We start from the raw sequence: 26,970 nt of genomic DNA on the forward strand, positions 1-26,970 counted from the left end.
CCCATGGACGCCGCGGCCGACTGCACAAGTACTGCGGGTGTTGCGCTCAGCCCTTGTCGGACTTGAGAGCCTCCATCGCCCGCTCGGTCACATCGGTGACCTTGCCGAGCGCCGAGATGGTGACCACCAGGTTCTGGGCCCGGTAGTAGTCGATGATCGGCTCGGTCTGCGTGTGGTAGACCTCCAGCCGAGTACGAACCGTGTCCTCGGTGTCGTCGTCACGCTGGAACAGCTCGCCGCCGCAGGTGTCGCAGACACCCTCGGTCGTCGGCGGGTTGTACGTCACGTGGAAGACGTGCGAGCCGTCGTTCCGGCAGATCCGGCGGCCGGCGATGCGCTTGACCACCTCGTCCTCGGGGACCTCCAGGTCCAGGACCGCGTCCAGCTTGGTGCCCTCGTCCTTGAGCATCACGTCAAGGGCCTCGGCCTGACCCACGTTGCGCGGGAAGCCGTCCAGCAGGAAGCCGTTCTCGGCGTCGGGCTGGGACATGCGGTCCTTGGCCATTCCAATGGTGACCTCGTCCGGTACCAACTGCCCCGCGTCCATGTAGGCGCGGGCCTGCTTGCCAAGGTCGGTGCCCTGGCTGATGTTGGCTCGGAAGAGATCGCCCGTGGAAATCTGCGGAATCGACAGGTTCTTGGCAAGGTACGCAGCCTGCGTTCCCTTGCCGGCACCGGGCGGCCCGACGAGGACGATTCGCATCAGCGGAGGAACCCTTCGTAATTGCGCTGCTGGAGCTGACTCTCGATCTGCTTCACGGTCTCCAGACCCACACCCACGATGATGAGGATGCTTGTCCCGCCGAAGGGGAAGTTCTGGTTAGCGCCGCCGAAGCCTGCCAACGCCATCGTCGGCACAAGAGCGATCAGACCCAGATACAGCGAGCCCGGCCAAGTGATCCTGTTGAGCACGTAGCTCAGGTACTCGGCAGTAGGTCGACCAGCCCGGATACCCGGGATGAAGCCACCATACTTCTTCATGTTGTCGGCGACTTCCTCGGGGTTGAACGAAATCGCCACATAGAAGAAGGCGAAGAAGACGATCAACAGGAAGTACGCCGTGATGTAGTACGGATGGTCGCCCTTGACGAAGTTGTCCTTGATCCAGGTGGCCCAACCCGCAGTGGAGTTGGAGAACTGGACGATCAGGGCCGGAATGTAGAGCAGCGAAGAAGCGAAGATGACGGGAATCACACCCGCCTGATTCACCTTCAGCGGAATGTACGTCGAGGTACCGCCGTACGACCTGCGGCCGATCATGCGCTTCGCGTACTGCACCGGGATACGGCGCTGGGCCTGCTCGACGAAGACGACGAGGCCCACCATCACGAAGCCGATCAGGATGACGGTGCCGAACTCGATCCAGCCGTCGGCCAGCTTGCCGCTGGTCTTGATGGCCCACAGGGCGCCGGGGAAGCTGGCGGCGATCGAGATGAACATCAGGATCGACATGCCGTTGCCGATGCCGCGGTCGGTGATGAGCTCACCGAGCCACATGACGGCCGCGGTGCCCGCGGTCATGGTGATCACCATGACGATGGTCGTGAAGATCGACTGGTTCGGCACGATCTGGTCAGCGACCGGGCAGCCGCTGAACAGTGCGCCACTGGTGGCGGTGGCCACCAGGCCGGTGCCCTGGAGGATGGCGAGCGCGACGGTCAGATAACGCGTGTACTGCGTGATCTTGGCCTGGCCGGACTGCCCCTCCTTCTTGAGCGCCTCGAGTCGGGGAATCACCACGGTCAGCAGCTGAAGAATGATGCTGGCCGTGATGTACGGCATGATGCCGAGCGCGAAGATCGTGATCTGCAGCAGTGCACCACCGCTGAACATGTTCACCAGGCCGAAGAGGCTGTTGTTGCCCTTGCTGGCCTGATCAACACAGGTTTGGACGTTCTCGTAGCTCACTCCCGGTACGGGGATGTGTGCCCCGAGCCGGTAGATCACGATGATGCCGAGCGTGAAGAGCAGCTTCTTGCGCAGGTCGGGCGTCTTGAACGCCCGGGCGAACGCGGTGAGCACGGTGCCTCCTGCGACCCCCGCGCAATGCGAAGAGGTGACGGTCTTGAGGATCGACGAATACGTAACAGTCAAAAGTACCCGGGCGGGTGCCCGAGCGGTTACCACACAACAACGCACGCCACCTTACCGGCGACCATGCCCACCTAGGAACGACCAACCGGGGATGCCTCACATGAGAGGCATCCCCGGTTGGATGTTCAGGCCATCGAGTCGTCTCAGACGAGCTCGGTGACGGTGCCGCCGGCGGCGGCAATCTTCTCCTTGGCGGAGCCGGAGACGGCGTCAACCGAAACCTGCAGCGCCACGGAGATCTCGCCCTGTCCGAGGACCTTGACGAGGTGGTTGTTGCGCACCGCACCCTTGGCGACCAGGTCGGCCACGGTGACCTCTCCACCCTCGGGGTAGAGCGTCGCGAGCTTGTCCAGGTTCACGACCTGGTACTCGGTGCGGAACGGGTTCTTGAAGCCCTTGAGCTTCGGGAGACGCATGTGGAGGGGCATCTGCCCACCCTCGAAGCGCTCCGGAACCTGGTAACGGGCCTTGGTGCCCTTGGTGCCACGACCGGCGGTCTTACCCTTGGACGCCTCACCACGACCCACACGGGTCTTGGCGGTCTTGGCGCCCGGGGCGGGCCGGAGGTCATGGGCCTTCAGCGGCTTGTTCTCCGCCATGTCAGTCGACCTCCTCAACCGTCACGAGGTGGCGGACGGTGTGCACCATTCCGCGGAACTCGGGGCGGTCCTCCTTGACAACCACGTCGTGCAGGCGCTTGAGCCCGAGCGAACGAAGGGTGTCGCGGTGGTTCTGCTTGCTGCCGATGTACGACTTCGTCTGCGTGATCTTGAGGCGAGCCATTACGCACCCGCTCCCGCACGCGCACGAAGCAGAGCCGCGGGGGCGACGTCCTCGAGCGGCAGACCGCGGCGGGCCGCGATCTCCTCGGGACGCTGCAGGCCCTTGAGGGCCGCCACGGTCGCGTGCACGATGTTGATCGCGTTGTCGGAGCCGAGCGACTTCGACAGGATGTCGTGAACGCCGGCGCACTCCAGAACGGCGCGCACCGGGCCACCGGCGATAACACCGGTACCGGGGGAAGCAGGCTTCAGCAGGACGACGCCCGCAGCCTTCTCGCCCTGGATCGGGTGAGGAATGGTGCCCTGGATACGCGGAACCTTGAAGAAGTTCTTCTTGGCTTCTTCCACGCCCTTGGCGATGGCCGCGGGAACTTCCTTGGCCTTGCCGTAACCGACACCGACGGTGCCGTCACCATCGCCCACCACGACCAGCGCGGTGAAGCTGAAGCGACGACCACCCTTCACAACCTTGGCGACGCGGTTGATCGCGACAACGCGCTCAACGTACGCGGTCTTCTCGGCGGCAGCTGCGCCGCCGTCACGGCCCTTCCGGTCCCGCCGCTCGCCGCCACCGGCACCGCTTCCGCGGCGCTGGGGTCCAGCCATTGGATTTACCTCTCTCTGTTACGTCCGCTGTGCGTAGGAACCGGGGCTTAGAACTTCAGCCCGGCTTCACGGGCGGCGTCAGCCAGAGCGGCAATCCGCCCGGCGTACTGGTTACCACCGCGGTCAAACACGACGGCCTCGACGCCTGCGGCCTTGGCACGCTCAGCGACCAGGGCGCCGACCTGCTTGGCCTGGGTGCTCTTGTCGCCCTCGCCACCACGGATGGAAACGTCCAGGGTCGACGCCGACGCGAGCGTGTGGCCCGCGATGTCGTCGATGACCTGAGCGACCATGTGGCGGTTGGACCGCGTCACGACCAAGCGCGGACGCTCCGGCGAACCGGAGATGTGCTTGCGGATGCGGATGTGGCGACGCTTGAGGGCGGCACGCTTGTAGGCGTCGCCCTTGGCGATCTTCACGCCGTATGCCATGGCTACTTACCAGCCTTTCCGACCTTGCGGCGGATGACCTCGCCGGCGTACTTGACGCCCTTGGCCTTGTACGGGTCAGGCTTCCGCAGCTTGCGGATCTTGGCCGCGGTCTCGCCGACCTTCTGCTTGTCGATGCCCTCGACGGAGAACTTCGTGGGGGACTCCACCTTGAAGGTGATGCCCTCCGGGGCCTCGATCAGGATCGGGTGGCTGTAGCCCAGGGCGAACTCCAGGTTGGAGCCCTTCGCCTGGACGCGGTAACCGACACCACTGATCTCGAGCGCCTTGGTGTATCCCTGGGTCACACCGGTGATCATGTTCGCCACCAGCGTGCGGGACAGGCCGTGAAGGGCCTTGTTCTGACGCTCGTCGTTCGGGCGGGTGACGCTGAGGAAGCCGTCCTCACCCTTGGTGACCTCGATCGGCGACGCGACGGTGTGCGTGAGGGTGCCCTTGGGACCCTTCACCGCGACCGTGCGGCCATCGATGGTGACGTCCACACCGGCGGGAACCTGGATGGGGAGCTTGCCGATTCGCGACATGAGCTATTCCTCCGTTCCCGACTACCAGACGTAGGCGAGGACTTCCCCACCTACGCCCTTCTTGCTGGCCTGCTGGCCGGTCAGGAGACCGTGGGACGTGGAGATGATCGCCACGCCCAGGCCGCCGAGGACCTTCGGCAGGTTGGTGGACTTTGCGTATACACGCAGACCCGGCTTCGAGATTCGCTTGATGCCGGCGATCGAGCGCTCGCGGTTCGGGCCGAACTTCAGCTCGAGGACGAGGTTCTTGCCGACCTCGGCGTCCTCGACCTTCCAGCCGGTGATGAAGCCCTCCTGCTGGAGGATCTCCGCGATGTGCGACTTGATCTTGCTGTGCGGCATCACGACGGAGTCGTGGTACGCCGAGTTCGCGTTACGCAGACGCGTGAGCATGTCTGCGATGGGATCAGTCATGGTCATGAATTGGCCTTCGGCCTCTCTCGCCGGGGTTTCCTGTATGCGCCATCCCTCTCCCCACTCAGAGGCAGGACGGGTGCGGTGCGGGGACCTACGGCGTAGTAAGTCGGTCTTGGGCGGCAGGCGCCCAACCCCACAAGCCTACGGCATGTGAGGGCGGGCTCCTGCCGACCAGATGCTTACCGAGAGCTTCCGTCAATTCCCAACGCCCGGAGGGCGAAGGAGAATTACCAGGAGCTCTTGGTCACGCCCGGCAGCTCGCCACGGTGAGCCATCTCACGAAGGCACACGCGGCACAGGCCGAACTTGCGGTAGACGGAGTGGGGCCGGCCGCAGCGCTGGCAGCGGGTGTACCCGCGAACGCCGAACTTCGGCTTACGGGCGGCCTTAGCGATCAGAGCCTTCTTCGCCACGGTCAGTTCTCCTTGAACGGGAAGCCGAGGTGACGAAGGAGGGCACGACCCTCGTCGTCATTGGTCGCCGTGGTGACCACGGTGATGTCCATGCCCCGGACCCGGTCGATCTTGTCCTGGTCGATCTCGTGGAACATGACCTGCTCCGTGAGACCGAAGGTGTAGTTGCCACGGCCGTCGAACTGCTTCGGCGACAGGCCACGGAAGTCACGGATACGCGGCAGCGCGAGCGACAGCGTACGGTCCAGGAACTCCCACATCCGGTCACCACGGAGGGTGACGTGGCAGCCGATCGGCTGGCCCTCGCGCAGCTTGAACTGCGCGATGGACTTGCGGGCCTTGGTGACGGCCGGCTTCTGGCCGGTGATCGTGGTGAGGTCGCGCACGGCGCCGTCGATCAGCTTGGAGTCGCGGGCGGCGTCGCCCACACCCATGTTGACCACGATCTTGACCAGGCCGGGGGTCTGCATGACGTTCTCGTACGAGAACTCCTCACGCAGCTTGCCGACGATTTCCTCGCGGTACTTCGTCTTCAGACGCGGAGTGGTGGTGGTAGCCATCAGATGTCCTCACCCGTCCGCTTGGCAACGCGGATCTTGTTGCCTTCGTCGTCGAAGCGGTAACCGACGCGCGTGACGACCTTGTTGCCGTCCTTCTCCACGACGAGCTGAACGTTGCTCACGTGGATCGGGGCCTCGGTCGTGACGATGCCACCGGTCTGCGAACCGCGAGCGGTCTGACCGGCCTTGGTGTGCTTCTTGACCCGGTTGACACCCTCGACGAGGACGCGGTCCTGAGCGGGGTAGGCCACGATGACCTTGCCCTGCTTGCCCTTGTCCTTACCGGTGATGACCTGAACCAGGTCGCCCTTCTTGATCTTCATGCTTACAGCACCTCCGGCGCGAGCGAGATGATCTTCATGAACTTCTTCTCGCGCAGTTCCCGGCCCACCGGGCCGAAGATGCGGGTGCCGCGGGGGTCACCGTCGTTCTTCAGAATGACGGCGGCGTTCTCGTCGAAGCGGATGTACGAGCCATCCTGACGGCGACGCTCCTTGACGGTGCGAACGATGACGGCCTTGACGACGTCACCCTTCTTCACGTTGCCACCGGGGATCGCGTCCTTGACGGTGGCGACGATGACGTCACCGATGCCCGCGTAGCGGCGACCCGAACCACCGAGAACACGGATGGTGAGGATTTCCTTCGCACCCGTGTTGTCGGCGACGCGAAGTCGCGACTCCTGCTGGATCACGTCTATCTCCTGATCGTCTGCCGGTTCCCGGCGGGGGCCACTCCGTCACCGGAGCGGGCCCCCACCGAGCCTGGCGGAACTTGCCCGAGGGGAGTGCCCCTCAGGAATTACTTGGCCTTCTCGAGGATCTCGACGATGCGCCACCGCTTCGTGGCGGACAGCGGCCGGGTCTCCATCAGGAGGACGCGGTCGCCGACGCCTGCGGCGTTCTGCTCGTCGTGCGCCTTGAGCTTGTTCGTACGGCGGATGACCTTGCCGTACAGCGCGTGCTTGACACGGTCCTCGACAGCGACGACGACGGTCTTGTCCATCTTGTCGCTGACGACCAGGCCCTCACGGGTCTTGCGGAAACCGCGGTCAGTGTTCGTCTCAGTCACAGTCTTCTCGCTCATCAGGCGCTCTCCACCGTCTCGATGCCCAGCTCGCGCTCGCGCATCAGGGTGTAGATCCGGGCGATGTCCTTACGGACGGACTTGAGCCGGCCGTGGTTCTCGAGCTGCCCCGTCGCCGCCTGGAAGCGGAGGTTGAACAGCTCTTCCTTGGCCTCGCGGAGCTTGTTGAGGAGCTCCTCGTTGCCCAGCTCGCGCAGCTCGGACGCCTTGGTACCGGCCGACATCACGACTCACCTGCCTCGCGCCGAACGATCCGGCACTTCATCGGAAGCTTGTGAGCAGCGCGGGTAAGCGCCTCACGAGCAATCTTCTCGTTCGGGTAGGACAGCTCGAACATCACCCGACCCGGCTTGACGTTCGCGATCCACCACTCGGGAGAACCCTTACCGGAACCCATGCGGGTCTCGGCCGGCTTCTTCGTCAGGGGACGGTCCGGGTAGATGTTGATCCAGACCTTGCCGCCACGCTTGATGTGGCGGGTCATCGCGATACGAGCTGCCTCGATCTGGCGGTTCGTCACGTACGCCGGGGTCAGCGCCTGGATGCCGTACTCGCCGAACGCAACCTGCGTGCCACCCTTGGACATACCGCTGCGCTTCGGGTGGTGCTGCTTGCGGTGCTTGACCCTACGGGGGATCAGCATTTCGGTCAGGCCTCCGTTCCGGTGCTCTCGGCAGCCGGAGCGGCAGCGGCGGGAGCCTCGGCCTTGGGGGCCTCGGCAGCCGGAGCCGACTGCTGCTGCGGCTTGCGACCGCGACCGCCACGCTCGCCACCGCGGCCACCACGGCCGGCCGGGCGGTCAGCGCCGCCACGGGCCGGGCGGTTGCCGGCGCGGGCAGCGGCGTTCTCGGCGCGGACCTCGGCGATGTTCTTGACGTCGCCCTTGTAGATCCAGACCTTCACACCGATGCGGCCGAAGGTCGTCTTGGCCTCGAAGAAGCCGTAGTCGACGTTCGCGCGGAGCGTGTGCAGGGGCACACGGCCCTCGCGGTAGAACTCCGAGCGGGACATCTCGGCGCCGCCGAGGCGGCCACCGCACTGGATCTTGATGCCCTTGGCGCCGGCCTTCATCGAGCTCTGCATGCTCTTGCGCATGGCACGACGGAAGGAGACGCGGGAGGAGAGCTGCTCGGCGACGGCCTGGGCCACCAGCTGAGCGTCCACCTCGGGGTTCTTGACCTCGAGGATGTTCAGCTGGACCTGCTTGCCGGTCAGCTTCTCCAGCTCGCCACGGATGCGGTCGGCCTCGGCGCCGCGGCGGCCGATGACGATGCCCGGGCGGGCGGTGTGGATGTCAACGCGGACGCGGTCGCGGGTGCGCTCGATCTCGACCTTCGAGATGCCGGCCCGCTCCATGCCCTTCGTCATCATGCGACGAATGGCGACGTCTTCCTTGACGTAGTCCTTGTACAGCTTGTCGGCGTACCAACGGGACTTGAAGTCCGTGGTGATGCCGAGCCGGAACCCGTGCGGGTTTACCTTCTGGCCCATTACCGGGTTCCTTCCTTGCTGCTGACGACCACGGTGATGTGGCTGGTCCGCTTACGGATCCGGTAGGCACGGCCCTGAGCACGCGGACGGAACCGCTTCAGGGTCGGACCCTCGTCCACGTACGCCTCGCTGATGACCAGCGAAGAGGCGTCGGTGTGGTCGTAGTTGTGTGCGGCGTTGGCAATGGCGCTGTCCAGCACCTTGCCAACCGGCACGCTCGCGGCCTGCGGGGCGAAACGCAGGACCGCCTGAGCCTCCGTGGCATCCATGCCACGGATGAGGTCCACCACGCGGCGGGCCTTCATGGGCGTGACGCGGATGTACCGCGCCTGGGCCCTGGCTTCCATGGTTGTCCCTTCGGTGTAAGTCATAGTCGTTTCCACCCCGCGGTTAGCGGCGCTTCGACTTCCGGTCGTCCTTGACGTGGCCGCGGAAGGTGCGAGTCGGCGAGAACTCGCCGAGCTTGTGGCCGACCATCGACTCGGTGACGAACACCGGGACGTGGATCTTGCCGTTGTGCACCGCGATGGTGTGACCCAGCATGGCCGGGACGATCATCGAGCGACGGGACCAGGTCTTGATGACGTTCTTGGTGCCTGCCTCGTTCTGTACGTCCACCTTCTTGATGAGGTGGCCGTCGACGAAGGGCCCCTTCTTGAGACTGCGCGGCATCTAAACCCGCTCCTAGCGCTTCTTGTTCGTCTTGCGGCGGCGGACGATGTACTTGCTCGATGCCTTCTTCGGCGAGCGAGTACGACCCTCCTTCTGACCCCACGGCGAGACCGGGTGGCGACCACCGGAGGTCTTGCCCTCACCACCACCGTGCGGGTGGTCAACCGGGTTCATCGCGACACCGCGGACGGTCGGGCGGACGCCCTTCCAGCGCATGCGGCCGGCCTTGCCCCAGTTGATGTTCGACTGCTCGGCGTTGCCGACCTCGCCGATCGTGGCGCGGCAGCGGGCGTCGACCAGGCGGATCTCACCCGACGGCATACGAAGGTGGGCCATGGTGCCCTCCTTCGCCAGCAGCTGCACGGAGGCACCCGCGGAACGGGCGAACTTCGCGCCGCCGCCGGGCCGCAGCTCGATGGCGTGAATGGTCGTACCGACCGGGATGTTGCGCAGCGCCAGGTTGTTGCCGGGCTTGATGTCGGCGGCCGGGCCGTTCTCGACACGGTCGCCCTGCGTCAGGCCACGCGGCGCGATGATGTAGCGCTTCTCGCCGTCCGCGTAGTGCAGGAGCGCGATGCGCGCGGTGCGGTTCGGGTCGTACTCGATGTGCGCGACCTTGGCCGGCACGCCGTCCTTGTCGTGACGACGGAAGTCGATCACTCGGTAGGCGCGCTTGTGGCCACCGCCCTGGTGGCGAACGGTCACACGACCGGCGTTGTTACGGCCGCCCTTGCTGTGCAGGGGGCGGACCAGCGACTTCTCCGGCGTGGACCGCGTGATCTCGACAAAGTCGGCGACGCTGGAGCCACGACGGCCCGGGGTCGTCGGCTTGTACTTGCGGATACCCATTTCTCAGTCCTCGTCCGATTCCGGACGACTCGACCTCCGTCAGGAGGTCGGGCCGCCGAAGATGTCGATACGGTCGCCCTCGGCGAGGGTCACGATGGCGCGCTTGGTGTCAGCGCGCTTGCCGAAACCGGTCTTGGTGCGCTTGCGCTTACCCTGCCGGTTGATCGTGTTGACCCCGGTGACCTTGACCGAGAAGACCGCTTCCACGGCCTGCTTGATCTGGGTCTTGTTGGAGCCGGGCGCGACGATGAACGTGTACTTGTTCTCGTCGAGCAGCGCGTAGCTCTTCTCGGAAACAACCGGCTTGACGAGAACGTCGCGCGGGTCCGAGTAGGTCTTGCTGGTAACGGTCGCCTCGCTCATCAGGCGTCGCTCCCTTCGGTCTCAGCGGTCTGGGGGCCAGACACGAAGGACTCGAAGGCGGCCTGGGTGAAGACCACGTCGTCAGAGACGATCACGTCGTACGTGTTCAGCTGGCCCGGCTCCAGGATGTGCACCTGGGGCAGGTTGCGGGCGGACAGCCACGCGGCCTCGTCGGCGCGGTCGACGACCAGGAGCAGGTTCTTGCGCTCCGAGATCTTGCCGAACAGCGTCTTGGCGGCCTTCGTGGACACCGCACCGTCGACCACGCCGGTGACGACGTGGATACGGGAGTGACGGGCCCGGTCCGAGAGGGCACCGCGCAGGGCGGCGGCCTTCATCTTCTTCGGGGTCCGCTGCGAGTAGTCACGCGGCTGCGGGCCGTGGACGACGCCACCGCCGGCGAACTGCGGCGCACGGGTCGAACCCTGGCGCGCGCGGCCGGTGCCCTTCTGGCGGTACGGCTTGCGGCCACCGCCACGGACTTCGCCGCGGGTCTTGGTCTTGTGCGTGCCCTGACGGGCAGCTGCCAGCTGCGCGACAACGACCTGGTGGATCAGCGGAACGCTGGTCTTGGCGTCGAAGATCTCCGCGGGGAGCTCGACGGTACCGGCCTTGTCGCCTGCCGGCGAAAGGATGTCAATGGTGCTCATTACCTCAAGCCCCCTTGGCCGCGGTACGGACCAGGACGAGGCCGCCGTTCGGACCGGGGACCGCGCCCTTGATGAGGAGCAGACCCTTCTCCGCGTCAACCGCGTGGATGGTCAGGTTCTGGGTGGTGACACGCTCGTTGCCCATGCGACCCGCCATGCGCATGCCCTTGAAGACACGGCCGGGGGTGGCACAGCCACCGATGGAGCCGGGCATGCGGTGCACACGGTGGGCACCGTGGGACGCCTTGCCGCCCTTGAAGTTGTGACGCTTCATGACACCGGCGAAGCCCTTGCCCTTGCTCTTGCCCGTGACGTCGACCTTGACGCCGGACTCGAACACCTCGGCGGTGACCTCCTGGCCCAGCGTGTACTCGCCGGCGTCAGGGGTGCGGAGCTCCACCAGGTGGCGGCGCGGGGTCACGTCGGCCTTGGCGAAGTGGCCCTTGAGGGGCTTGTTCACCTTGCGCGGGTCGATCTCGCCGAAGGCGAGCTGAACCGACTCGTAACCGTCGCGGTCGTTGGTGCGGACCTGGGTGACGACACAGGGCCCGGCCTTGACGACGGTCACCGGGACGACCCGGTTGTTCTCGTCCCAGACCTGGGTCATGCCGAGCTTCTCGCCCAGGACGCCCTTAATGTTCTTAGCCATCTCGCGCGTCACCTCAGAGCTTGATCTCGATGTCGACGCCCGCCGGCAGGTCGAGACGCATCAGCGAGTCAACCGTCTTCGGCGTGGGGTCGAGGATGTCGATGAGGCGCTTGTGCGTGCGCATCTCGAAGTGCTCGCGCGAGTCCTTGTACTTGTGCGGCGACTTGATGACGCAGTACACGTTCTTCTCAGTGGGCAGCGGCACCGGGCCCGCGACCGACGCACCAGTGCGGGTCACCGTCTCGACGATCTTCTTCGCCGAGGAATCGATGACCTCGTGGTCGTAGGCCTTGAGCCGGATGCGGATCTTCTGTCCCGCCATGGCTACTAGTAGTCCTGTCTCTCGTAACGCTCTGGAACCCGAGGGCTCTGGTAACTCCGTCTCCGACCCACGCGGTCGGGCGTGTCGCATCCCCTCTACGTAGATCTCCCGAAGGATTTCCCAACCAAGGGGGTGCGGGCCCGAGGACCGCGAGACCGGGGGCGGAACACCCACCGGGTGCCTGGCCGGTGCCCCACTGACGCTTCCCGGAAGATTCCCGTACGTCCGACCCGCAGGGGGTCGACGAGTACTGTGGGACTCGCTTCCGGTCCTCCCGGCGGGAGGCGCGCAGCATTGACACTCAACCGAGCAACCTGAGCAGTGTGCCATACGGGGCGCGAGCCTGGCCAATCGGGCGGAGGATCTTACCCCGCGCGTTCCATCGGTCAAACGCGGGCGCGCAACCGGAGCCGTGCCGGGCGCCGTTTCTCCCCGTAATCCGGTCGAGCGTCCCGCACCCCCGCCCCTACAGTGACCGGCCGGGCACGCCGTCGTCATCAGGGGCTTCACATCATGCGTTCGCACTATCCGCGCACCGCGCATCTGCCCTGGTCCCCGGGGGCCACCTCGGACGACGTACGGATCGCGGACCTCTCCGCGCTGACCGGCCGCGAGGTCGTCGTCACCGAGAAGCTGGACGGCGAGAACACCACGCTCTACGCCGACGGCCTCCACGCCCGCTCGCTCGATTCCGCCCACCACCCCTCGCGGGGCTGGGTGAAGGCGCTCCAGGGCCGGATCGGGGCCCGTATCCCCGCAGGGTGGCGAGTGTGCGGGGAGAACATGTTCGCGCGCCATTCGATCCCGTACGACGGCCTGGAGGGCTACTTCTACGGCTTCTCCGTCTGGGACGGCGAGTACTGCCTGGACTGGGACCGGACCGTGGTGTTCCTGCGCGGTCTGGGGATACCGGCGGCGCCGGTGCTGTGGCGCGGGGTGTTCGACGCGCGGGCCGAGAAGGCGCTGCGGGCGCTGAAGCCGGACACCGGGCGGCAGGAGGGTTACGTCGTCCGGCCCGTGGACGGCTTCGGCGCACCGGAGTTCGGGCGGGTGGTGGCGAAGTGGGTGCGGCCCGGCCATGTACGGACCGGCACCCACTGGATGCACGCCGCCGTGGTGGAGAACGGGCTCGGCCCGGCCGCCGCCCTGTGGGCCGTACGGTCCGGGGCGCCGGTCGACGCCGCGGCGCTCGCCGAAGCGACCGGGACGGCGGCGGGGGACGCCGGGGCCGCCGCCGCGATGGGCGATGTCCTCGACAGCTTGGGCCGTACGGGTGACGACCGGCTGACCGGGGTGCTGGCCGCGCTGCTGCACCGGTCCCGCCGCACCGAACTGGCGCCCGTGCTGGCGGAGACGCTGGGGATGCCGCTCGCGCGACGCGTCGCGGATCTCGTGGGACTGCACCCGGCGCTGCACCGCCCGTACCCGGACGAGGAGCGCCGGACCGGCCTCGTCCGGATGTCGTTCGCCGCCGATCTGCCGCTGCTGCACGCGCTGGCCGCCACGGTCGCGGAGACCGGTGCGGCGCGCGACCAAGTGGAGTGGTCGTCGCTGTACGCGCAGGAGGTACGGGAGCCGGACGGGCTGCGCGAGGCGTTCGCGGACCTGGAGCCGGACGCCGCCGACCGCTGCTGGGCCCAGGCCCGGGAGGTGTACGCCCAGGGCCGGGTCGCCACCGCCGAGGAGGCCGTCGCCGCGACGTGGCGGTGGCGCACCGGCGAGTTCCCGCGCCTGGTGCATCTGGTGGGCCCCTCCGGCAGCGGCAAGAGCACCTTCGCGCGCGGACTGCCGGGCGTCGACACGTACCTCTCGCTCGACGATCTGCGGCTCGCCCGGGGAGCGCGCGCCGACCAGAAGGCCAACGGGGAGGTGCTGCGTGAGGGGCTCGGCCGACTGGACGCGGCACTCGCCGCGGGCGACACCGTCGTCTGGGACGCCACCTCGCTCAACGCGCACCAGCGCTCCCTGGTGCACGCGGTCGCCCGGCGCAGGGACGCGCTGCTCACCCACGCGGTGGCCCTGGTCGACGAGGCGGAGCTGCTCCGCCGCAACGAGCGCCGCACCCACCCGGTGCCCCCGGAAGTGCTGGCCTCGCAGCTGCACCGGTTCGTGCCCCCGTATCCCGGTCAGGCACACCGCACCTGGTACATCGGCGCGAGCGGAACCGTGGAGGACAAGGCGTAGATGCGTACCAGCGAGGAGATCTACCACCGGGTCCGCTGGGACGCCCGGTTCGACCCGGCGCGCTTCGTGATGGGCGTGGCGCAGCGCGGAACCGTCCCCAAGCGGGTGCCGCTGCCCCGGTTCACGCCCGGCGGGGAGATTCCCTGGCATCGGGTGCTGTTCTTCGAGGCGGACGGTGAGGTGGTGTGGGACCGGTCCTCGGGCGTGGACCGGATCGACGCGACGGACGCCGGACGGGTACGTGTCCCGCGCCGGCTGCCGTCCCCGTACTTCGTCTCCCGTACGCCGCACGCGTTCTCGGCGCCGGAGGCCGCCTGGACGCCCGTACCGCAGGACCTGCCGCCGACGGCTCGCCCCGCGGCCCTCACGCTGCTGACCTGGAACACCCTCTGGGACCGCTACGACAGCGACCGCATCGACACCGCCCGGCGCCGGCCCCTCCTCCTCGACGCCCTGCGTGCGGCGGAAGCGGATGTCATCGCCCTCCAGGAGGCCGAACCCGCCCTGCTCGGCCTGCTGTTGTCGACGCCGTGGATCCGCGAGAGCTATACCTTCTGGGCCGGTCCGGCCGGCCGGGAAGTCGCGGACTGCGGTCTGCTGCTGCTCAGCAGGCTCCCCGTGCGGGAGGCGGGCCTGCATGTCCTCGGCCCGCACAAGGCGGTCGCCGCCGTGGTCGTGGAGACCGCAAAAGGGCCGGTCACGGTCGCGGTCACCCACCTCAGCAGCGACCACTCGCCGGACGGCGCCGCCCGGCGCGATGCCGAACTGGCCGATCTCGCAACGGGGTTGGCCGCGATCGAGGGCGATGTGGCACTGCTCGGCGACTTCAATGACGGCAGCGACACCCCCCAGGACCGGCTGGGGATGCCGGATGCCTGGAGCCTGGTGCACGGCGCGGACGACCGGACGCCGACCTTCGATCCGTCCGTCAACCCGCTGGCCGCCGTCTCCTCGCTGACGGGGCGGGTGTCCCGCCTGGACCGGGTGCTGATCCGCTCGGAGCGGCTGCGCCCCGCGTCGGCGACGCTGCTGGGCGAGGTGGCCACGCCGGACGGGCTGTACGTCTCGGACCACTTCGGGGTACGGGTGGAGCTGGCCGGGGCCACGGCGGCGGAGACGGAGACGGACGACGAAGGCACCGCGGCGGCGGATCTCGTACACCGGGTGGCCGCCGCCCTGCCAGGCGGCCGCGTCCACCTGGTCGGCTCGCGGCGGATGGGCTGTGCGCTGCCCGGCGCCGATGTGGACCTGGTCGCGGCGCTGCCCGGTGACGGGGATCTGCCGGGGGTACGGGAGCGGCTGGCCGCCGCCCTGCCCGGCGCCGTCGACCTGCGCGAGGTGACCGGTGCGCGCGTACCCGGTCTGCGTTTCCGCCTGGACGGGCTCCGGGTGGACCTGGTGACCGTCGCGACCGGTGCCCTCTCCCCGGACGTGGCGGTCGGCCGCCGCGCCGAACTGGGCGGGGCGGCGGCCGTGGCACTCAGCGCGGTGAGCGACGCCGATGCCGTGCTCGCGGCGGCGGACCCGCACCGGGCCGCGTTCACCCGCCTCGCGCGCGAGGTGAAGGCGTGGGCGCGGGCGCGTGGTCTGGACTCCGCCCCGTGCGGTGGACTGCCCGGCCTCGCCTGGTCCGTGCTGGCGGCCCGTACCGCCAACGAGGCCGGTCGGCTGCCGCCGCTCCCCCTGCTCCGGCACTTCTTCGCGACGTGGGCCGCATGGGACTGGAACCGGCCGGTCGGCTCCGGGGACGCGGGCGGGCTCCCCCTCGCCGTGCTGACCCCGACCGCCCCGGTCCGCTCCTGCACCTCGCAGGTCTCCCCCGCGGGCCGCGACCTCGTCGCCGAGGAGCTCTTCCGTGCCTGGGAGATCCTGGAGTCCACCGCCGACACCGCGCCCGTACCGCACGCCCTGCTCTGCGCCCCGCCGCCGCTGGGTCTGCGGCACGCCGCCTGGGCGGTCGTCTCCGTACGGCGGGGCGCGGACGAGGGGCGGCTGCGCGGGCGGCTCCTGGCCCTGCTCGACGCCCTGGCTCAGGCGGGCTCCCCGGACGCCCACGCCTGGCCCCGCCCGTTCGCCGCCGACGCCTCGCACGTCCAGTACGCCATCGGCCTCGGCCGCACTCCGCCCGACGAGGCCCGGCTCGCGGAGATCGGCGCCCGGCTGCTGCACGGCATCCCGGAAGCGGACCTGCGCCGGACGAACCGGGGCGGGGTACCGGAGCTGCGGTGACGGAAAGGACCGTCCGCCCGGCCGTGCTCCGGGGCAGCGCCGCACGCGCGCCCCACGAACGGCACGGGTGCACCGAGGAACGGCCGGACCCGATCGACGTGTTCATGGTGCGCGCGCCCGCACGCTGGGCCGTTCGGGTGCATGTCGCACACCCGCAGAAACCCGGGCAACCCGCCCCGGGCAATCTCCGTCTATCCCCCCGCAGCAGCGGCTCGACTCCCGCCGCCTGCACGGACTCGGCACGCAGCGCAGGCCGCACAGCCGCCCGCTGCGAGGTAAGTGGACGGAGCACGGTGTGACGGACGAACCTGCGCTGCGCGCATCTCGCACGGGGGTGCCGCGGCGCACCCTGATGACGGCGGCGGCCGGGGCAATGAGCCTGGCCTCCCTCAGCGCCTGCACCGCGCCCTCGCCGCCCCGCCGTAGCGACCCCACCGCGGACCCGATGGCCGGCCTGCCGATCAGCACCTCGCACCCGGCCCTGCTGATGCAGATCCTCGCCCACCCGGACGACGACCTGTACTTCATGAACCCGGACACCCAGCAGGCCTTCTACGGCGGGACGCCGCTGGTCTGCGTCTACCTGACCGGCGGCGAGGCCACCGGCATCAATCGCATGCCCGGCCGGCCCCTGCCCACCCCCGACAAGGCCGCGTACTCCTCCTCCCGTCACCAGGGGCTCCGCCAGGCGTACGCGACGCTGCTCGGACTCGGCCGGTTCACGGAATGGCAGAAGTCCGTCATCGCTCTGCACGGCAACCACCGGGCCGAGATCAACCGCCTCGGCAACGCCGGCCGCAAGGTCGAGCTGATCTTCATCAACACCGCCATGCACACCACGTACGGGCGTCTCGGGCTGCCCAGCCTCTGGCAGGACCGGCGGCTCGTCCTGCCCACCGTCGTCGCCGACAACTCGCCGCTGCAGCAGGTGGGCTCGTACACGTACGACGGACTGATCGACGTCCTGGTCGGGCTGTTCGACCGGTACCGGCCCAGCGTCGTGCACACCATGGACCCGGACCCCGACATCCAGCACAGCAGTGAGCTCGTCCGGCGACGGGACAGCGAGCAGAAGGGCTACTCCGACCATCCCGACCACACCGCGACCGCGCTGTTCACCTGGACGGCGCTGATCCGCTGGGTGGCGCGGGCCACCCGCGGCGGCGACGGGGTGCCGCGCTTCGCCACCACGGCGTTCCGGGGCTACTACAACCGGCACTGGCCCAAGAATCTGCCGCCCGCCGTGCTGGCGGAGAAGGCGTCGCTCCTGGTGGCGTACGGGGGGTCGGCCGACTGGCACTGCGGCAACCCGGCGGGCTGCGGTGACTACGGCGTCGGCGGCAACCGGCCGCTGACCAACCGGAAGGGCTGGGTACGGTCCACCCATTACCGCTACCCGGGTCCCCGCCCGGCCGTCACCACCGACCCGGACGGCCGGCTCGTCGCGTACGGGGTGCTGGGGCTGCGGGCGGTCCGTTGGCGCGAGAACGCGCCGGGCAGCGCGACGTGGGACTCCCCGGACGACCTCGGCGGCGGTCCGCTCGCATCGGTCCTTGGCTGCGCGACCCTGCCGGACGGGCGGCAGTTGCTCTTCGGGCTGCGGTTCGCCGCGCTCGGCGGGCGCGGGGCGGACAACGAGCGCGAGATCGTCGCGCTGGAGCAGCGCTCCCCCGGCGGCGGCTTCCGTGCCTGGCAGGGGCTGGGCAACCCGGTGCGGGATCACGACGGCGGACGCCGGATCGGCGTCCCGGTCGCGGTAGCCGCCCCCGACGGACGGGTCCACCTCTTCGTACGGAACGCGGAGAAGGGCCTCAGCACCCGGGTCCGGGACACGGCGGGCCGGTGGAGCGGTTGGCGGGACACGGGCGGCGGCGAGATCCAGGACGGGCTGAATGCCGTGGTGGACGACGCCGGGTGCGTCCATGTCTTCGCGGCGGGCCGGTTCGCGGTGCATCACTGGACGCAGGACGCGCCCGGCGACCAGGTCACCGCGCGCACCCGGATCAGCGGGGTGCCGGTGCCCGGGGACGGCCCGGCCGCACTGCCCGGGGCGGACGGGACCGTCGAGCTGTTCTACCGCGCGGCGGCGAAGGCCGCTCTGACGACCGTACGGACCGGGGAGACGGCGGCGGAGACCGGCATCGACGGCTACGGGCGGCTGATCGAGGACCGGGTGGGCTTCCACGGCTACGGGCCGGTGTCCGCCGCGGGGTCGCCGGGCGGTCCAGTGCTGCTCGGCCGCACCGAGAAGGGCCTGATCCAGCTCCGTACCGCGCAGGGGGTCTCCGTACGCGAGCACGGGCCGGTGGCGCTGGACGGGCCCGCACTGCACGTCGGGAAGGACGGGCGGCCGACGGCGGCGGCCGTGGGCCCCGACGCCCTGCCCTGGCTCTGGCGCCCCGGTCCGGCCTGAGGACACAGGTGGGCAGATGCCGGAGGGCCGCGGCTGACATCCTTTGATCATGATCAAGGTGCTGATCGCCGAGGACATGACGGTCGTAAGGGAGGGATTGGTCTCCGTGCTGGCACGCGAGCCCGGTATCGATGTCGTGGCCCAGGCCGCCCGCGGCGACGAGGTGTTCCCGGCCGCTCTGGCCACCCGGCCCGACGTGGCGGTGCTGGATGTCGCCATGCCCGGCCAGGACGGCATCCTCACAGCACATCAACTCGCCGAACGACTGCCGACATGCCGCACCCTCATCCTGACCGTGCTCGACCGGCCAGGACATCTGCGGGCGGCCAGGGAAGCGGGCGCCGTCGGCTACCTGCTGAAGTCGGCCTCGGCCAGGCAGGTACTGGCCGCGATCCGCACGGTGGCGACGGGCGGTACGGCGTACGACCCCGGTCTGCTCGCCGAGGAGCACCACGCCGGCGCCTCTCCCCTCACCCCACGCGAGACCGACATCCTGCGCCTGGCCGCCCAGGGCATGGGCGCCGCCGAGACGGCGGCCGAGCTGTTCCTCTCCATACGCACCGTCCGCAACCACCTCTCCCTCGCCACGGGCAAGCTGCACGCGCGCACCCTCGTCGACGCGGTGCGCATCGGGGAACGGCACGGATGGATATGACGTCCCTGTCCGGAATCTCGCAGTACCCGGCACCCGGTACCCGCCGGCCCACTGCCCGCGAGCGCTCCCGCCCGGATCTCGCCGAGCCACGATGTCGTCCCCGTCCGCCAGCGGGAGGGCGAGCATCACGTCGCCGTGGACACCGGCCCGGGAACCTTCTGGCTGTTCGGCTGGACAGCCGAGGCCGACAACCCCGACGGCTACCGGCAGCACGCACCGCACTGCCGGTAGCCGCCAAACGTGCTCAGGAAGAAGGTGCTTCATACGCGTGACACGCGACCTGGCGGTCAATCGCCTCGGCAGACATCGGGCCGTCGTTCGTCCAGAACTGCCCTTCGGGCAGCTGGGCCGATGTGACCTCGGGGACAGAGAAGGCAACTCCTGGTCCGCCGGAGGACTCAGCGATCGTGAAGGATACGTCCAGTTCCTCCGGCAGGCTGTGGGGCTGTGCAGCCGGCCCCGACCGCAGAAACTCCTCGGCGTCCCAGAGCGTCACCTCGCCGCGTCGGCCCGCCACGCTCCTGGGAGCGGACGCCTGCCACAGCAGTCGCTCGGCTGCGTTGTCGAACACCTGGACCTTCTCCACCGCCTCGCCCGGGCAAGTCGGGGCTTTGACCGTGATGCGGGACCCGTCGATTCGGACACCGACCAGTTGAGGTTCCGGGTCGGACATCATGAAGACGCCGATCACCCACAGGCCGACTGCCGCCAAGAACGCCAGACATGCAACGCCGAGCAGCGCGAACGGCCACCAAGGCCGCCTTGAGGACTGATTCAGCACCCGTACCCCATTTCTCTCACCGTCGGCTCTGCCGAGGCCGGTGGTGTCTGATGCTCCCGAGGGCCTATCGCGCGAGTTTCCCTCTTCACCGTCTTGCGCGGGGACTTGACGGCTCGCCACACCTGGCGACCGTTTCTGTACCTGGAGAAGGTGGATCTGACGGTCGACCGCCAGATCCACCGGTTCCCCATCATTTAATGACGTATAGCTCCCTTTCGATCGTCGACGGGATACTTACTCACGGGCCGTCTTTGCGCTCCCCTGCCTCGCGTCTGCGCTTCAGCCCCTCGCGGATCTCACCGATCGCGCCCACCGAGATCGCGACACCGAGTGCCAGTTCCAGCACGCCCCATATCAGCGACCAGCCAGAATCTTTGATTCTGCTGATCCCGCTTCCCAGCATGGAGGGGACGAAAACCAGGAGAAACGTCAACTTGTATCGGTGCATCGGTCCTTCTTTTCGCGAGCTGAACGGAGGTCACCGACAGCTGGACTTTCCTGTGTACTTCCTGCAGACCGAGCGACGGCCGTCGTTCGTCAATGAGTCATTCCAGTCATTCCGGAATCGGCGATTGGCGTTCCAGTTCCGGAAATCGCTCACCGCGGTCTGCACGCCCCAGCCCGCCCCGGCGCAGGTGACGAACCTGCCGCCAGATTTGAAACACCGCCGCGCCGTCGAGCGAGGACTCTTCGCAGCGCGCCACACATTACGGATCGTCTTCACCCGGCCGAAGGGCGCAACGAGCGCTGCCGAGCTGATCGCGAACTTCCCGGACCAGTAAATCGACCGCCAGTTGGGGTTGCGGCCGGTTCGGTGCATCTTGTTGGTGAATCGGTTCCACTGCTTCTTCGCCCAGCTCCATCTTCCGTCGAGGTCGAACTGGTTCACCGGGTCGGCGTGTGTGTATTCGTAGGCATTCGCATTGCCCCCGTACACCGGGTCGGGCGACAGGAACCGCCCGGTGACCGGGTTGTAGAGGCGCACGCCCATCAACGTCAGCCCGGTGAGCGTCTCCGCCGAGCGCTGCTTGCCGCCGAGCCAGCCGTAGCGCATCGGCAGCTGACCGGCCCGCGGATTGCCGTACTCGTCGCTGTCGAACGCGACGATGTCGTCCCCCTCCGCGAGCGGGAGGGCGAGCATCACGTCACCGTGGATGTTGGTGAGTTGCAGTACGGCGCCACCGGCCGACCCCGTCGTCGCGGCGAGGTCACCCGACGCGGACTCGACATTGCGGCTCACCGCGCCGCTCGCTCCCGCGGCCGTGTCCTCCTCCGTCCAGCGCGGGCTGTCCCCGTCGCCGTCGTAGTGGTTGCGCTTGGACGTCGACCGGGTCCAGGTGCCGTCGATGTCGGTCTCGACGGTCCAGGCACGGAAGCGGCGCGCCGCGTCCAGCGTCCAGGTCTGACGCTGATCGTCCGTGGTCTGGGTGTGGACCAGATCGTTGGCGTAGTACGCCAAGGACGAGCCCGGCAGAGTCGTGGTGCGGCCGAACGCGTCGTACGCGTACCCCGTGTCGACGAGCCGGTCGCCGCTGTCATAGGCGTGCGACGTCGTCGTGACCGCGCCCGTGCTCGTGCAGTCGGCGCCCTCCGGCGCGGCGGACGACGTCAGCCGAGTGCGGTTGGTGCGCTTGTCGAAGGTGTAGGCGCGGCGCGTGCACACCTCGCCCACCGTGTCGTCGACCGACGTCAGCCGGCCCGCCTTGTCGTACGCGTACTCCTGCGCCGACCAGCCGGTGTGCGACGTGACCTGCCCGTGGACGGACTCGGAGACCATGTCCGAAGCCACCATTACGCCGTCACCGTCCCGCGTGTAGGTGCGGCCCACCGTAGTGCCGGTGGTGTCCTGGTCGACGGTGAGGGTGTAGCCGCCGGGCAGCTGCTCGGTGGCTACCCCGCCGTCCGCGTCGTACGCGGTCGTGAAGGCGCCCGCCACCGAGTCCACCGTCTTCGTGGCCAGGCCGCGCGGCTCGGCACTGTGGTCGTAGGTGTACGTCACCGTCGAGGGGACGGAGTCCGTAACCTTCGTGCGGCGGCCGAGCAGGTCGTACTCGGTGGTGGTCATACCCCCGTCCGCGTCCGTGTAGGACACCTCACGGCCCAGTTCGTCGAACGCCTTGGTGATCGTGCCGCCGGTCGTGGAGACCGTGCGGACCACCTGACCGGTCTTCGGGTCGTACTCGGTCGTGGCATCCGGCACCGCTGCCCCGACGCCGCCCGTCGTCGCCGTCCTGAGGGCACGCCCGGCGTCGTCGTACGTGGTCGTCGTGGTGCGGGTGACGCCGTTCGCGGTCTCGGTCGCCTTGGCCGGCGTCCCGTGCCAGCCGTACTCGGTGGTGGTCACCGGCAGGCCGCTCGGGTTGCTGCCGCCTCCCGTGACTGCCCCGGCGGGTCCGGTGGAGCAGACCAGGTCCGCCCACTCGGGGCGACCCGCGCAGGCTCCGGTGCCGGTCGCCGACCAGTACGTCGTGACGCGCGTGGCCGCGTCGGTGCCGGTGGCACCGGGCAGCAGTTCCTTGGTGATACGGCCCTGGGTGTCGTACTCCTTGGCGGTGGTCAGGGCGAGGCCGGACGGGTCGGTGATCGTCTTCGTCGGCAGGCCCTTGCCCCAGTCGTAGACCGTCTGGGTCACCCGCTGCTCGGCGTGGATCGCCGGGAAGTCCAGGAGCTGGGCTCCGGTGACGACCTTGGTGATCTGGTTCTCCACCGTCGCCGTTCCGTCGGTGGGACGGCCCTCGTCGTAGGTGTTCTTCGTCCAGGTGCGGGCCACCACGGACTCACCTGCCGGAAGCGTGGTCGAACCGGCGGTGACGGACGTGGTCAGGTCGACGCGGCGGGCCGGGCCGAACTCCTCCATTTCCTTGGTGCCCTTGTCGTCGTAGACGGTGCGGGTGGCGAGCAGTTCGGCGCGCGCCGCCGAGGACAGTCCGTCGAGTCCGAGGCCGGCCAGGGTCTCCTTCGCCGCCGCTGTCCTGCCCACGGCGATCTCCCGGTTGCGGGCGGTCAGCTCGCGCACGGTGTTGCCGTACTGGTCGTAATCGGTGGCGGACAGATGGCCGCCGGGCTGCGCGGTGTTGACCTGACGGCCCGAGGCGTCGGTGTAGGTGACGGCGGCCCGCTTGTAGTCGCCCGCGCCGAGCCCCGAGCCCGCGTGGGAGGCGGGGACTGCGTCGGCGGGGAAGACGGCGGTCGCGTCGGTCGGTGCCGCGCCCTGGCCCCAGGCCGCGGTGTCCGAGGCGCCCAGCGCGTACGGGGCCTTGGTTCCGCTCAGCGGCACGTCGTAGACGAGGCTGGTGGTCGCCGTGCCCTCGGGCGTGGCGGTCGTGCCCGGCTTGAGGGCGGCACGCGACACCTTCAGGAGCATGCCGTCACCGGCGGTCGCGGCGTTGCCGGCCTTGCCGTACGTCATGGTCCACGGCAGCTCGCCCGGCGGCGTCACCTGGGTGATCCGGCCTGCGTCGTCGTACGCGTACTCCGTCTTCAGAGCGGGCGAGATCTGCGGGTGCCAGGCCTGCCGCAGCCGGCCCGCGCTGTCGTAGGCGAACGTCTGCACGGCCTTCGCGGTGGCCGCCGACGCGCCCGGCGCCGTTGCCCAGAGCCGGATCTCACGCAGCTGGTCCTTGAAGTCGCCCGGCGCACTCCCTGTGGCGGTGGTGGACGTCGCGTAGACGAACTCCAGCGAACGACAGCCCTTGGTGGACGGGGTCGCGGTGCAGGTGCTCGCGGAGACGGCCGTCGTGGGCGCGATGATGCGCGACGGTCGGACCAGCTTGTCGGTTCCGACGGTCAGCATCTCGGAGACCACGGTGGTGGTGGAGTTGGCGAGGCCGTCCACGGCGGAGGAGGCGACCTGCCAGGTGGTGGCGCCCGGCGGCTTGGTGAAGACCGTGACCGTGCCTTCGGTGTCCTTCAGCGTGAACGACCCGGTCAGCGAACCGGTCAGGGTGAACTCATCGGCTCCGGGCTCCGGCTTCCAGCCGCCGTTGCTGAGCTTGGTGAAGCCCAACTCCTCGCCGTCGACGTCCACCAGGGCAACCGAGGTCGTGGTGGACTGCTTGAGGTACGACCAGTCGGACTCGGTCAGCTCCGCGACCGTGCCCGCGCTCCACTCCTTGCCGTAGACCGGGAACTGCCCGCTCTGCTTCGCCCCGGCATCGGGCTTCCGCGAGGAGGCGGTGCGCGTGACGGACAGGTCGTAGGCGGAGGCGTCGGTCTCGGAGAGGGTGAAGTCGCCGGTCAGCAGGTTCACCGCGCCGGGACCCACCGACTCGTTTGGCGCGGTCCCCGCGTTGCGGTCGACCGTCACGGTCGCCACCGGGGAGTAGCGGGTCACGGAGCCGTCCGTGAAGGCGGCCCGGACGTCGACCGGGCCGTCCTCGGCGAGGCTGTCCGTGATGTTCCACGTCAGCTTCGGCGGGCTGCCGACGGTGGTGGCCAACGGCCAGCCGGTCACCTTCGATCCGTCGGCGTCCTTGGTGACGGCGGCGGAGGGAACGTTGGACCAGGTGTCCGTCTCTCCCCGTCGGTACTGGTACGTGACACCGGTGTAGGTGGGCTTGCCCTTCGCACCGAGGCTCAGCCGCCGGGCCGGCCGGTCGCCGTCACGAGGCGTCAGAAGGGCCGCGCCCTCCCCGACGCCGAACTCGTACGCGGTGGTGGCGTTGGACAGATTGCCGCCCGAGTCGATCGTCCGCGCGTACAGGGTGTGCCAGCCGTCGCCCGGCTTGAGGGTGACGGTCAGCGGGATGCCGCCGCTGCCCTTGACCGTGTCGTCGATCCGCTTCGGGGTGGCCGGGTCGTTCAGACCGTACAGATACCCCTGGCCGTCGGTGGAGGTGGTGGAGAAGGTGCACTGGGCACCGTCGGCGTTCTTCTCCGTCCAGGTGTCCTTGGTGTACGGGACACAACTGACGCCGGGCGCGGCGGGCTTCGCCGTGTTCAGCACGAAGGTGGTGTAGCCGGTCCACGCCCCGTACAGCGAGCCGTCGTAGCCCCGCACCCGGTAGCGCAGGTGCGAGCCGGACGGGAAGGCGTTCGCCGCCGGGACCGTGATCTTCGCGGTTCCGCCGGAGGCGACCCCGGCACTCGTGGCGGTGTACGCGTAACCGGCCCCGTCGGTGTACTGGGGGTCCGGGGTGATCTCGAACTGCGCCTTGACCGTGTCGCCGTCCGCGTCGGTCACCTTGGCCGAGAGCTGCGGGGTGAGGGAGGTAACGTACCGCTTGCCGTTGTAGGCGTTCACCTGCGACGGCGCGATGGCCACCGACGTCGGCTTCGCCGGGTACGAGTTGTACTTCACGGTGAGGTGCGGTTCCACCGCGTTGTCACCGGTGGCGTATTTGGACGAGCGGTAGCGGCGCCAGGTGGAGGAGTCCGTCTCGGTGACACCACGCACCTGCACACCGTAGTTGGCTGCCCCGTCCGCCCACGCCTGCACGATGCCCGCGACGTTGAAATTGACGGTGCCCGCCGGGCAGGCCGACGAGAATCCGAGCGCCTTGGTGCTGATGACCGCCCCGGTCGCGGTGGTGGACGGCTGGGCTCCCCAGGTCAGTCCGGAGTTCGTCCACGACGAGGTGACCCGGCGTATCTGCGTACCGGAGCCACTGGTGGCGCAGGTCGCGGACCAGTACGAGTACAGCGACAGGTTCGCCGAAAGGATCTTCTGCCCACCGAACTTGGCGACGTCGAACTTCAGGTACGACCGCGCCTTCGTCGAACCGGCGTCGTACGTCCCGGACTTCAGCTCCTTGGACGACGACTGCGAGTCGGGGTAGTTGGTCGCCACCCAGGTGTCGGTGGACGCCGCCAGTGTCGAGGTCGGGTCGACGGTCACGGGGTAGGTGAGCCCGGCCGTCCGGAAGTACTCCGGGTCGGGCTTGAGCACCAGCGTCTGCGCGCCGTCCTTCTCCGTCTCGATGCTGGTGTCCACCTGGGCGAGATGCCGGGACTCGCCAGACGCGGGATCGGTGGACGAGTCCCACATCACCGGCGCCGGCGCCTCGGCGGTCAGCTTCCCCGCCGCGTCCTTGAGCAGCAGCCGTCCGGTCTCGTCGTCCCTGAACAGCACAAGGCCCTTCAGCCGCATTGGAATCCGGTAGACGGGTGGTTGCTCCGGTGCCTTGTCGAGGACCACGTTCTGCTCGAACCCGTCGGCCAGTGCCCGTACCGTCAGGGTCTGGCTGCCGCCCAGGTCGTAGGAGGCGGTGTCACCGTCGACCTCGGCCTTGGGCAACGGCTCCTGCCAGCCCATGCCGAACGACTTCGCGCCGCGCTCGACGGAGGCCAGCAAGCCGGGCTCGGTGGCCCCTCCGCCGGTCACCGTGATGTCGGCGAGCGCCGTACGCGGCTCGTAGTCCCGGCCGACCCGCTCCAGGTCGGTGTCGATGTCGGCCCACGCACCATTGCTCTCGCGCATGCGTACCGGTGCCTGGAACAGCTCGGCCGACAGGCTCCCGTCCGGCTCCGCGTACGTGGTCGAGGTCTCGGTCCGCTCGGACAGGACCTCCACGCGGTTGCCCGAGAGCCGGGCCGCTACCCGCGCCGCGTTCACGTCGGCAGCTTCGGTGACCTTCTTCCTGGGCGCGGGGGTGGTGCGGGACAGTGCCTCCCCCCTACCGGCGGGCAGACCGACGGCATCGCGGGTCGTGGCCGCGGTGACGGCCGCCTCCACGACCAGCAGGCCCGCCAGGGTCAGGGCGATCCGGGGCAGGACCCGTCTCTTCCTGGCCGCATTCGGGGCTCTTTTCGTGTTCCACTCGATTTTCACCGGAGGTGACTC

30 protein-coding genes are annotated in these 26,970 nt (G+C 68.8%); 4 read left to right on the plus strand and 26 right to left on the minus strand.

The genetic code is table 11. From position 1 onward, the window contains the following. Positions 1-46: 46 nt before the first annotated feature. The 23 genes from ACFU8Q_RS13335 to rpsJ form a co-directional block, all read right to left on the minus strand. Complete coding sequence (locus tag ACFU8Q_RS13335; protein ID WP_384452134.1) at positions 47-703, minus strand: adenylate kinase; 657 nt, start codon at positions 701-703, stop codon at positions 47-49. Beyond that, positions 703-2,022: a preprotein translocase subunit SecY gene (secY, locus tag ACFU8Q_RS13340; protein WP_351078026.1), complete on the minus strand. Its 1,320-nt coding sequence runs from the start codon at positions 2,020-2,022 to the stop codon at positions 703-705. Before secY ends, ACFU8Q_RS13335 begins: the two co-directional genes overlap by 1 nt. 215 nt (positions 2,023-2,237) lie before the next feature. Continuing rightward, positions 2,238-2,693 (minus strand): 50S ribosomal protein L15, encoded by a 456-nt coding sequence (gene rplO, locus ACFU8Q_RS13345; RefSeq protein ID WP_018550610.1) that lies wholly within the window; start codon positions 2,691-2,693, stop codon positions 2,238-2,240. A 1-nt stretch (position 2,694) separates the two neighbouring features. Continuing rightward, a complete protein-coding gene (rpmD, locus tag ACFU8Q_RS13350) occupies positions 2,695-2,877 on the minus strand; it encodes a 50S ribosomal protein L30 (RefSeq protein WP_018550611.1) in 183 nt (60 codons plus the stop codon). Beyond that, positions 2,877-3,482, minus strand: a complete 606-nt coding sequence (gene rpsE, locus ACFU8Q_RS13355; RefSeq protein WP_030914151.1) for a 30S ribosomal protein S5 — start codon at positions 3,480-3,482, stop codon at positions 2,877-2,879. The genes rpmD and rpsE overlap by 1 nt, the downstream gene beginning before the upstream one ends. 47 nt (positions 3,483-3,529) lie before the next feature. Then, positions 3,530-3,913: a 50S ribosomal protein L18 gene (gene rplR, locus ACFU8Q_RS13360; protein ID WP_384452137.1), complete on the minus strand. Its 384-nt coding sequence runs from the start codon at positions 3,911-3,913 to the stop codon at positions 3,530-3,532. A gap of 2 nt (positions 3,914-3,915) precedes the next feature. Next, the gene (gene rplF / locus ACFU8Q_RS13365; RefSeq protein ID WP_266747962.1) at positions 3,916-4,455 is read right to left on the minus strand and encodes a 50S ribosomal protein L6; all 540 of its coding nucleotides are present in this window, start codon (positions 4,453-4,455) and stop codon (positions 3,916-3,918) included. A 21-nt stretch (positions 4,456-4,476) separates the two neighbouring features. Continuing rightward, the gene (rpsH, locus tag ACFU8Q_RS13370) at positions 4,477-4,875 is read right to left on the minus strand and encodes a 30S ribosomal protein S8 (RefSeq protein WP_037688013.1); all 399 of its coding nucleotides are present in this window, start codon (positions 4,873-4,875) and stop codon (positions 4,477-4,479) included. Positions 4,876-5,099: 224 nt separating this feature from the next. Then, the gene (locus ACFU8Q_RS13375) at positions 5,100-5,285 is read right to left on the minus strand and encodes a type Z 30S ribosomal protein S14 (protein ID WP_003948630.1); all 186 of its coding nucleotides are present in this window, start codon (positions 5,283-5,285) and stop codon (positions 5,100-5,102) included. Between the two features lie 2 nt (positions 5,286-5,287). Then, the gene (gene rplE, locus ACFU8Q_RS13380; protein WP_384452140.1) at positions 5,288-5,845 is read right to left on the minus strand and encodes a 50S ribosomal protein L5; all 558 of its coding nucleotides are present in this window, start codon (positions 5,843-5,845) and stop codon (positions 5,288-5,290) included. After that, positions 5,845-6,168 carry a 50S ribosomal protein L24 gene (rplX, locus tag ACFU8Q_RS13385; protein WP_003966949.1) on the minus strand — a complete coding sequence of 108 codons (324 nt, stop codon included), beginning with the start codon at positions 6,166-6,168 and terminating at the stop codon, positions 5,845-5,847. The genes rplE and rplX overlap by 1 nt, the downstream gene beginning before the upstream one ends. Positions 6,169-6,170: 2 nt before the next feature. Then, the gene (rplN, locus tag ACFU8Q_RS13390; protein ID WP_003966950.1) at positions 6,171-6,539 is read right to left on the minus strand and encodes a 50S ribosomal protein L14; all 369 of its coding nucleotides are present in this window, start codon (positions 6,537-6,539) and stop codon (positions 6,171-6,173) included. A gap of 107 nt (positions 6,540-6,646) precedes the next feature. Continuing rightward, on the minus strand, positions 6,647-6,931 hold the full coding sequence (rpsQ, locus tag ACFU8Q_RS13395) for a 30S ribosomal protein S17 (RefSeq protein ID WP_073786784.1): 285 nt from the start codon (positions 6,929-6,931) through the stop codon (positions 6,647-6,649). Then, entirely contained in the window at positions 6,931-7,155 is a 225-nt protein-coding gene (gene rpmC / locus ACFU8Q_RS13400; protein ID WP_015035581.1) for a 50S ribosomal protein L29, read from the minus strand. Before rpmC ends, rpsQ begins: the two co-directional genes overlap by 1 nt. Further along, positions 7,155-7,574, minus strand: coding sequence for a 50S ribosomal protein L16 (gene rplP, locus ACFU8Q_RS13405; RefSeq protein WP_014047785.1), 420 nt, complete (start codon positions 7,572-7,574; stop codon positions 7,155-7,157). Before rplP ends, rpmC begins: the two co-directional genes overlap by 1 nt. Positions 7,575-7,579: 5 nt before the next feature. Next, positions 7,580-8,422, minus strand: a complete 843-nt coding sequence (rpsC, locus tag ACFU8Q_RS13410; protein ID WP_093540760.1) for a 30S ribosomal protein S3 — start codon at positions 8,420-8,422, stop codon at positions 7,580-7,582. Continuing rightward, positions 8,422-8,769, minus strand: coding sequence for a 50S ribosomal protein L22 (rplV, locus tag ACFU8Q_RS13415; RefSeq protein WP_004571827.1), 348 nt, complete (start codon positions 8,767-8,769; stop codon positions 8,422-8,424). The genes rpsC and rplV overlap by 1 nt, the downstream gene beginning before the upstream one ends. A 43-nt stretch (positions 8,770-8,812) precedes the next feature. Further along, the gene (gene rpsS / locus ACFU8Q_RS13420; protein ID WP_003966956.1) at positions 8,813-9,094 is read right to left on the minus strand and encodes a 30S ribosomal protein S19; all 282 of its coding nucleotides are present in this window, start codon (positions 9,092-9,094) and stop codon (positions 8,813-8,815) included. Between the two features lie 12 nt (positions 9,095-9,106). Further along, entirely contained in the window at positions 9,107-9,943 is an 837-nt protein-coding gene (gene rplB / locus ACFU8Q_RS13425; protein WP_093773282.1) for a 50S ribosomal protein L2, read from the minus strand. A 39-nt stretch (positions 9,944-9,982) separates the two neighbouring features. Next, complete coding sequence (rplW, locus tag ACFU8Q_RS13430; RefSeq protein ID WP_014154589.1) at positions 9,983-10,306, minus strand: 50S ribosomal protein L23; 324 nt, start codon at positions 10,304-10,306, stop codon at positions 9,983-9,985. Then, a complete protein-coding gene (gene rplD, locus ACFU8Q_RS13435) occupies positions 10,306-10,956 on the minus strand; it encodes a 50S ribosomal protein L4 (protein ID WP_093540763.1) in 651 nt (216 codons plus the stop codon). The genes rplW and rplD overlap by 1 nt, the downstream gene beginning before the upstream one ends. Positions 10,957-10,960: 4 nt before the next feature. Further along, positions 10,961-11,605 (minus strand): 50S ribosomal protein L3, encoded by a 645-nt coding sequence (gene rplC, locus ACFU8Q_RS13440; RefSeq protein ID WP_266747960.1) that lies wholly within the window; start codon positions 11,603-11,605, stop codon positions 10,961-10,963. Between the two features lie 13 nt (positions 11,606-11,618). Further along, positions 11,619-11,927 carry a 30S ribosomal protein S10 gene (gene rpsJ, locus ACFU8Q_RS13445; RefSeq protein WP_003948644.1) on the minus strand — a complete coding sequence of 103 codons (309 nt, stop codon included), beginning with the start codon at positions 11,925-11,927 and terminating at the stop codon, positions 11,619-11,621. A 513-nt stretch (positions 11,928-12,440) separates the two neighbouring features. Here rpsJ and ACFU8Q_RS13450 point away from each other — a divergent pair. From ACFU8Q_RS13450 to ACFU8Q_RS13465, 4 genes are all read left to right on the plus strand, one after another. Then, entirely contained in the window at positions 12,441-14,111 is a 1,671-nt protein-coding gene (locus ACFU8Q_RS13450; protein WP_384452144.1) for an RNA ligase family protein, read from the plus strand. Then, the gene (locus ACFU8Q_RS13455; protein WP_384452147.1) at positions 14,112-16,340 is read left to right on the plus strand and encodes a poly(A) polymerase; all 2,229 of its coding nucleotides are present in this window, start codon (positions 14,112-14,114) and stop codon (positions 16,338-16,340) included. Positions 16,341-16,692: 352 nt separating this feature from the next. Beyond that, positions 16,693-18,753 carry a PIG-L family deacetylase gene (locus ACFU8Q_RS13460; RefSeq protein ID WP_384452169.1) on the plus strand — a complete coding sequence of 687 codons (2,061 nt, stop codon included), beginning with the start codon at positions 16,693-16,695 and terminating at the stop codon, positions 18,751-18,753. A 49-nt stretch (positions 18,754-18,802) separates the two neighbouring features. Next, complete coding sequence (locus ACFU8Q_RS13465) at positions 18,803-19,408, plus strand: response regulator (RefSeq protein ID WP_384452150.1); 606 nt, start codon at positions 18,803-18,805, stop codon at positions 19,406-19,408. Positions 19,409-19,652: 244 nt separating this feature from the next. On the opposite strand, the gene ACFU8Q_RS13470 is transcribed toward ACFU8Q_RS13465, so the two are convergent. From ACFU8Q_RS13470 to ACFU8Q_RS13480, 3 genes are all read right to left on the minus strand, one after another. Further along, positions 19,653-20,189, minus strand: a complete 537-nt coding sequence (locus ACFU8Q_RS13470) for a hypothetical protein (RefSeq protein ID WP_384452153.1) — start codon at positions 20,187-20,189, stop codon at positions 19,653-19,655. Between the two features lie 238 nt (positions 20,190-20,427). Further along, the gene (locus tag ACFU8Q_RS13475) at positions 20,428-20,637 is read right to left on the minus strand and encodes a hypothetical protein (protein ID WP_384452156.1); all 210 of its coding nucleotides are present in this window, start codon (positions 20,635-20,637) and stop codon (positions 20,428-20,430) included. A 30-nt stretch (positions 20,638-20,667) separates the two neighbouring features. Then, a complete protein-coding gene (locus ACFU8Q_RS13480; RefSeq protein WP_384452159.1) occupies positions 20,668-26,958 on the minus strand; it encodes a DNRLRE domain-containing protein in 6,291 nt (2,096 codons plus the stop codon). Between the last annotated feature and the right edge of the window lie 12 nt (positions 26,959-26,970).

The organism is Streptomyces sp. NPDC057543, from assembly GCF_042801895.1.
In the GTDB taxonomy this organism is placed as follows: Bacteria; Actinomycetota; Actinomycetes; order Streptomycetales; family Streptomycetaceae; genus Streptomyces.

Excerpts from the sequence above, each read along its gene's own strand:
- ACFU8Q_RS13335 (WP_384452134.1), bottom strand. The coding sequence starts at position 703 with ATGCGAATCGTCCTCGTCGGGCCGCCCGGTGCCGGCAAGGGAACGCAG.
- rplO (WP_018550610.1), bottom strand. The coding sequence starts at position 2,693 with ATGGCGGAGAACAAGCCGCTGAAGGCCCATGACCTCCGGCCCGCCCCG.
- rpmD (WP_018550611.1), bottom strand. The coding sequence starts at position 2,877 with ATGGCTCGCCTCAAGATCACGCAGACGAAGTCGTACATCGGCAGCAAG.
- rpsE (WP_030914151.1), bottom strand. The coding sequence starts at position 3,482 with ATGGCTGGACCCCAGCGCCGCGGAAGCGGTGCCGGTGGCGGCGAGCGG.
- rplR (WP_384452137.1), bottom strand. The coding sequence starts at position 3,913 with ATGGCATACGGCGTGAAGATCGCCAAGGGCGACGCCTACAAGCGTGCC.
- rplF (WP_266747962.1), bottom strand. The coding sequence starts at position 4,455 with ATGTCGCGAATCGGCAAGCTCCCCATCCAGGTTCCCGCCGGTGTGGAC.
- rpsH (WP_037688013.1), bottom strand. The coding sequence starts at position 4,875 with ATGACCATGACTGATCCCATCGCAGACATGCTCACGCGTCTGCGTAAC.
- rplE (WP_384452140.1), bottom strand. The coding sequence starts at position 5,845 with ATGGCTACCACCACCACTCCGCGTCTGAAGACGAAGTACCGCGAGGAA.
- rplX (WP_003966949.1), bottom strand. The coding sequence starts at position 6,168 with ATGAAGATCAAGAAGGGCGACCTGGTTCAGGTCATCACCGGTAAGGAC.
- rpsQ (WP_073786784.1), bottom strand. The coding sequence starts at position 6,931 with ATGAGCGAGAAGACTGTGACTGAGACGAACACTGACCGCGGTTTCCGC.
- rpmC (WP_015035581.1), bottom strand. The coding sequence starts at position 7,155 with ATGTCGGCCGGTACCAAGGCGTCCGAGCTGCGCGAGCTGGGCAACGAG.
- rplP (WP_014047785.1), bottom strand. The coding sequence starts at position 7,574 with ATGCTGATCCCCCGTAGGGTCAAGCACCGCAAGCAGCACCACCCGAAG.
- rpsC (WP_093540760.1), bottom strand. The coding sequence starts at position 8,422 with ATGGGCCAGAAGGTAAACCCGCACGGGTTCCGGCTCGGCATCACCACG.
- rplV (WP_004571827.1), bottom strand. The coding sequence starts at position 8,769 with ATGGAAGCCAGGGCCCAGGCGCGGTACATCCGCGTCACGCCCATGAAG.
- rpsS (WP_003966956.1), bottom strand. The coding sequence starts at position 9,094 with ATGCCGCGCAGTCTCAAGAAGGGGCCCTTCGTCGACGGCCACCTCATC.
- rplB (WP_093773282.1), bottom strand. The coding sequence starts at position 9,943 with ATGGGTATCCGCAAGTACAAGCCGACGACCCCGGGCCGTCGTGGCTCC.
- rplW (WP_014154589.1), bottom strand. The coding sequence starts at position 10,306 with ATGAGCGAGGCGACCGTTACCAGCAAGACCTACTCGGACCCGCGCGAC.
- rplD (WP_093540763.1), bottom strand. The coding sequence starts at position 10,956 with ATGAGCACCATTGACATCCTTTCGCCGGCAGGCGACAAGGCCGGTACC.
- rplC (WP_266747960.1), bottom strand. The coding sequence starts at position 11,605 with ATGGCTAAGAACATTAAGGGCGTCCTGGGCGAGAAGCTCGGCATGACC.
- rpsJ (WP_003948644.1), bottom strand. The coding sequence starts at position 11,927 with ATGGCGGGACAGAAGATCCGCATCCGGCTCAAGGCCTACGACCACGAG.
- ACFU8Q_RS13450 (WP_384452144.1), top strand. The coding sequence starts at position 12,441 with ATGCGTTCGCACTATCCGCGCACCGCGCATCTGCCCTGGTCCCCGGGG.
- ACFU8Q_RS13455 (WP_384452147.1), top strand. The coding sequence starts at position 14,112 with ATGCGTACCAGCGAGGAGATCTACCACCGGGTCCGCTGGGACGCCCGG.
- ACFU8Q_RS13460 (WP_384452169.1), top strand. The coding sequence starts at position 16,693 with ATGACGGCGGCGGCCGGGGCAATGAGCCTGGCCTCCCTCAGCGCCTGC.
- ACFU8Q_RS13465 (WP_384452150.1), top strand. The coding sequence starts at position 18,803 with ATGATCAAGGTGCTGATCGCCGAGGACATGACGGTCGTAAGGGAGGGA.
- ACFU8Q_RS13475 (WP_384452156.1), bottom strand. The coding sequence starts at position 20,637 with ATGCACCGATACAAGTTGACGTTTCTCCTGGTTTTCGTCCCCTCCATG.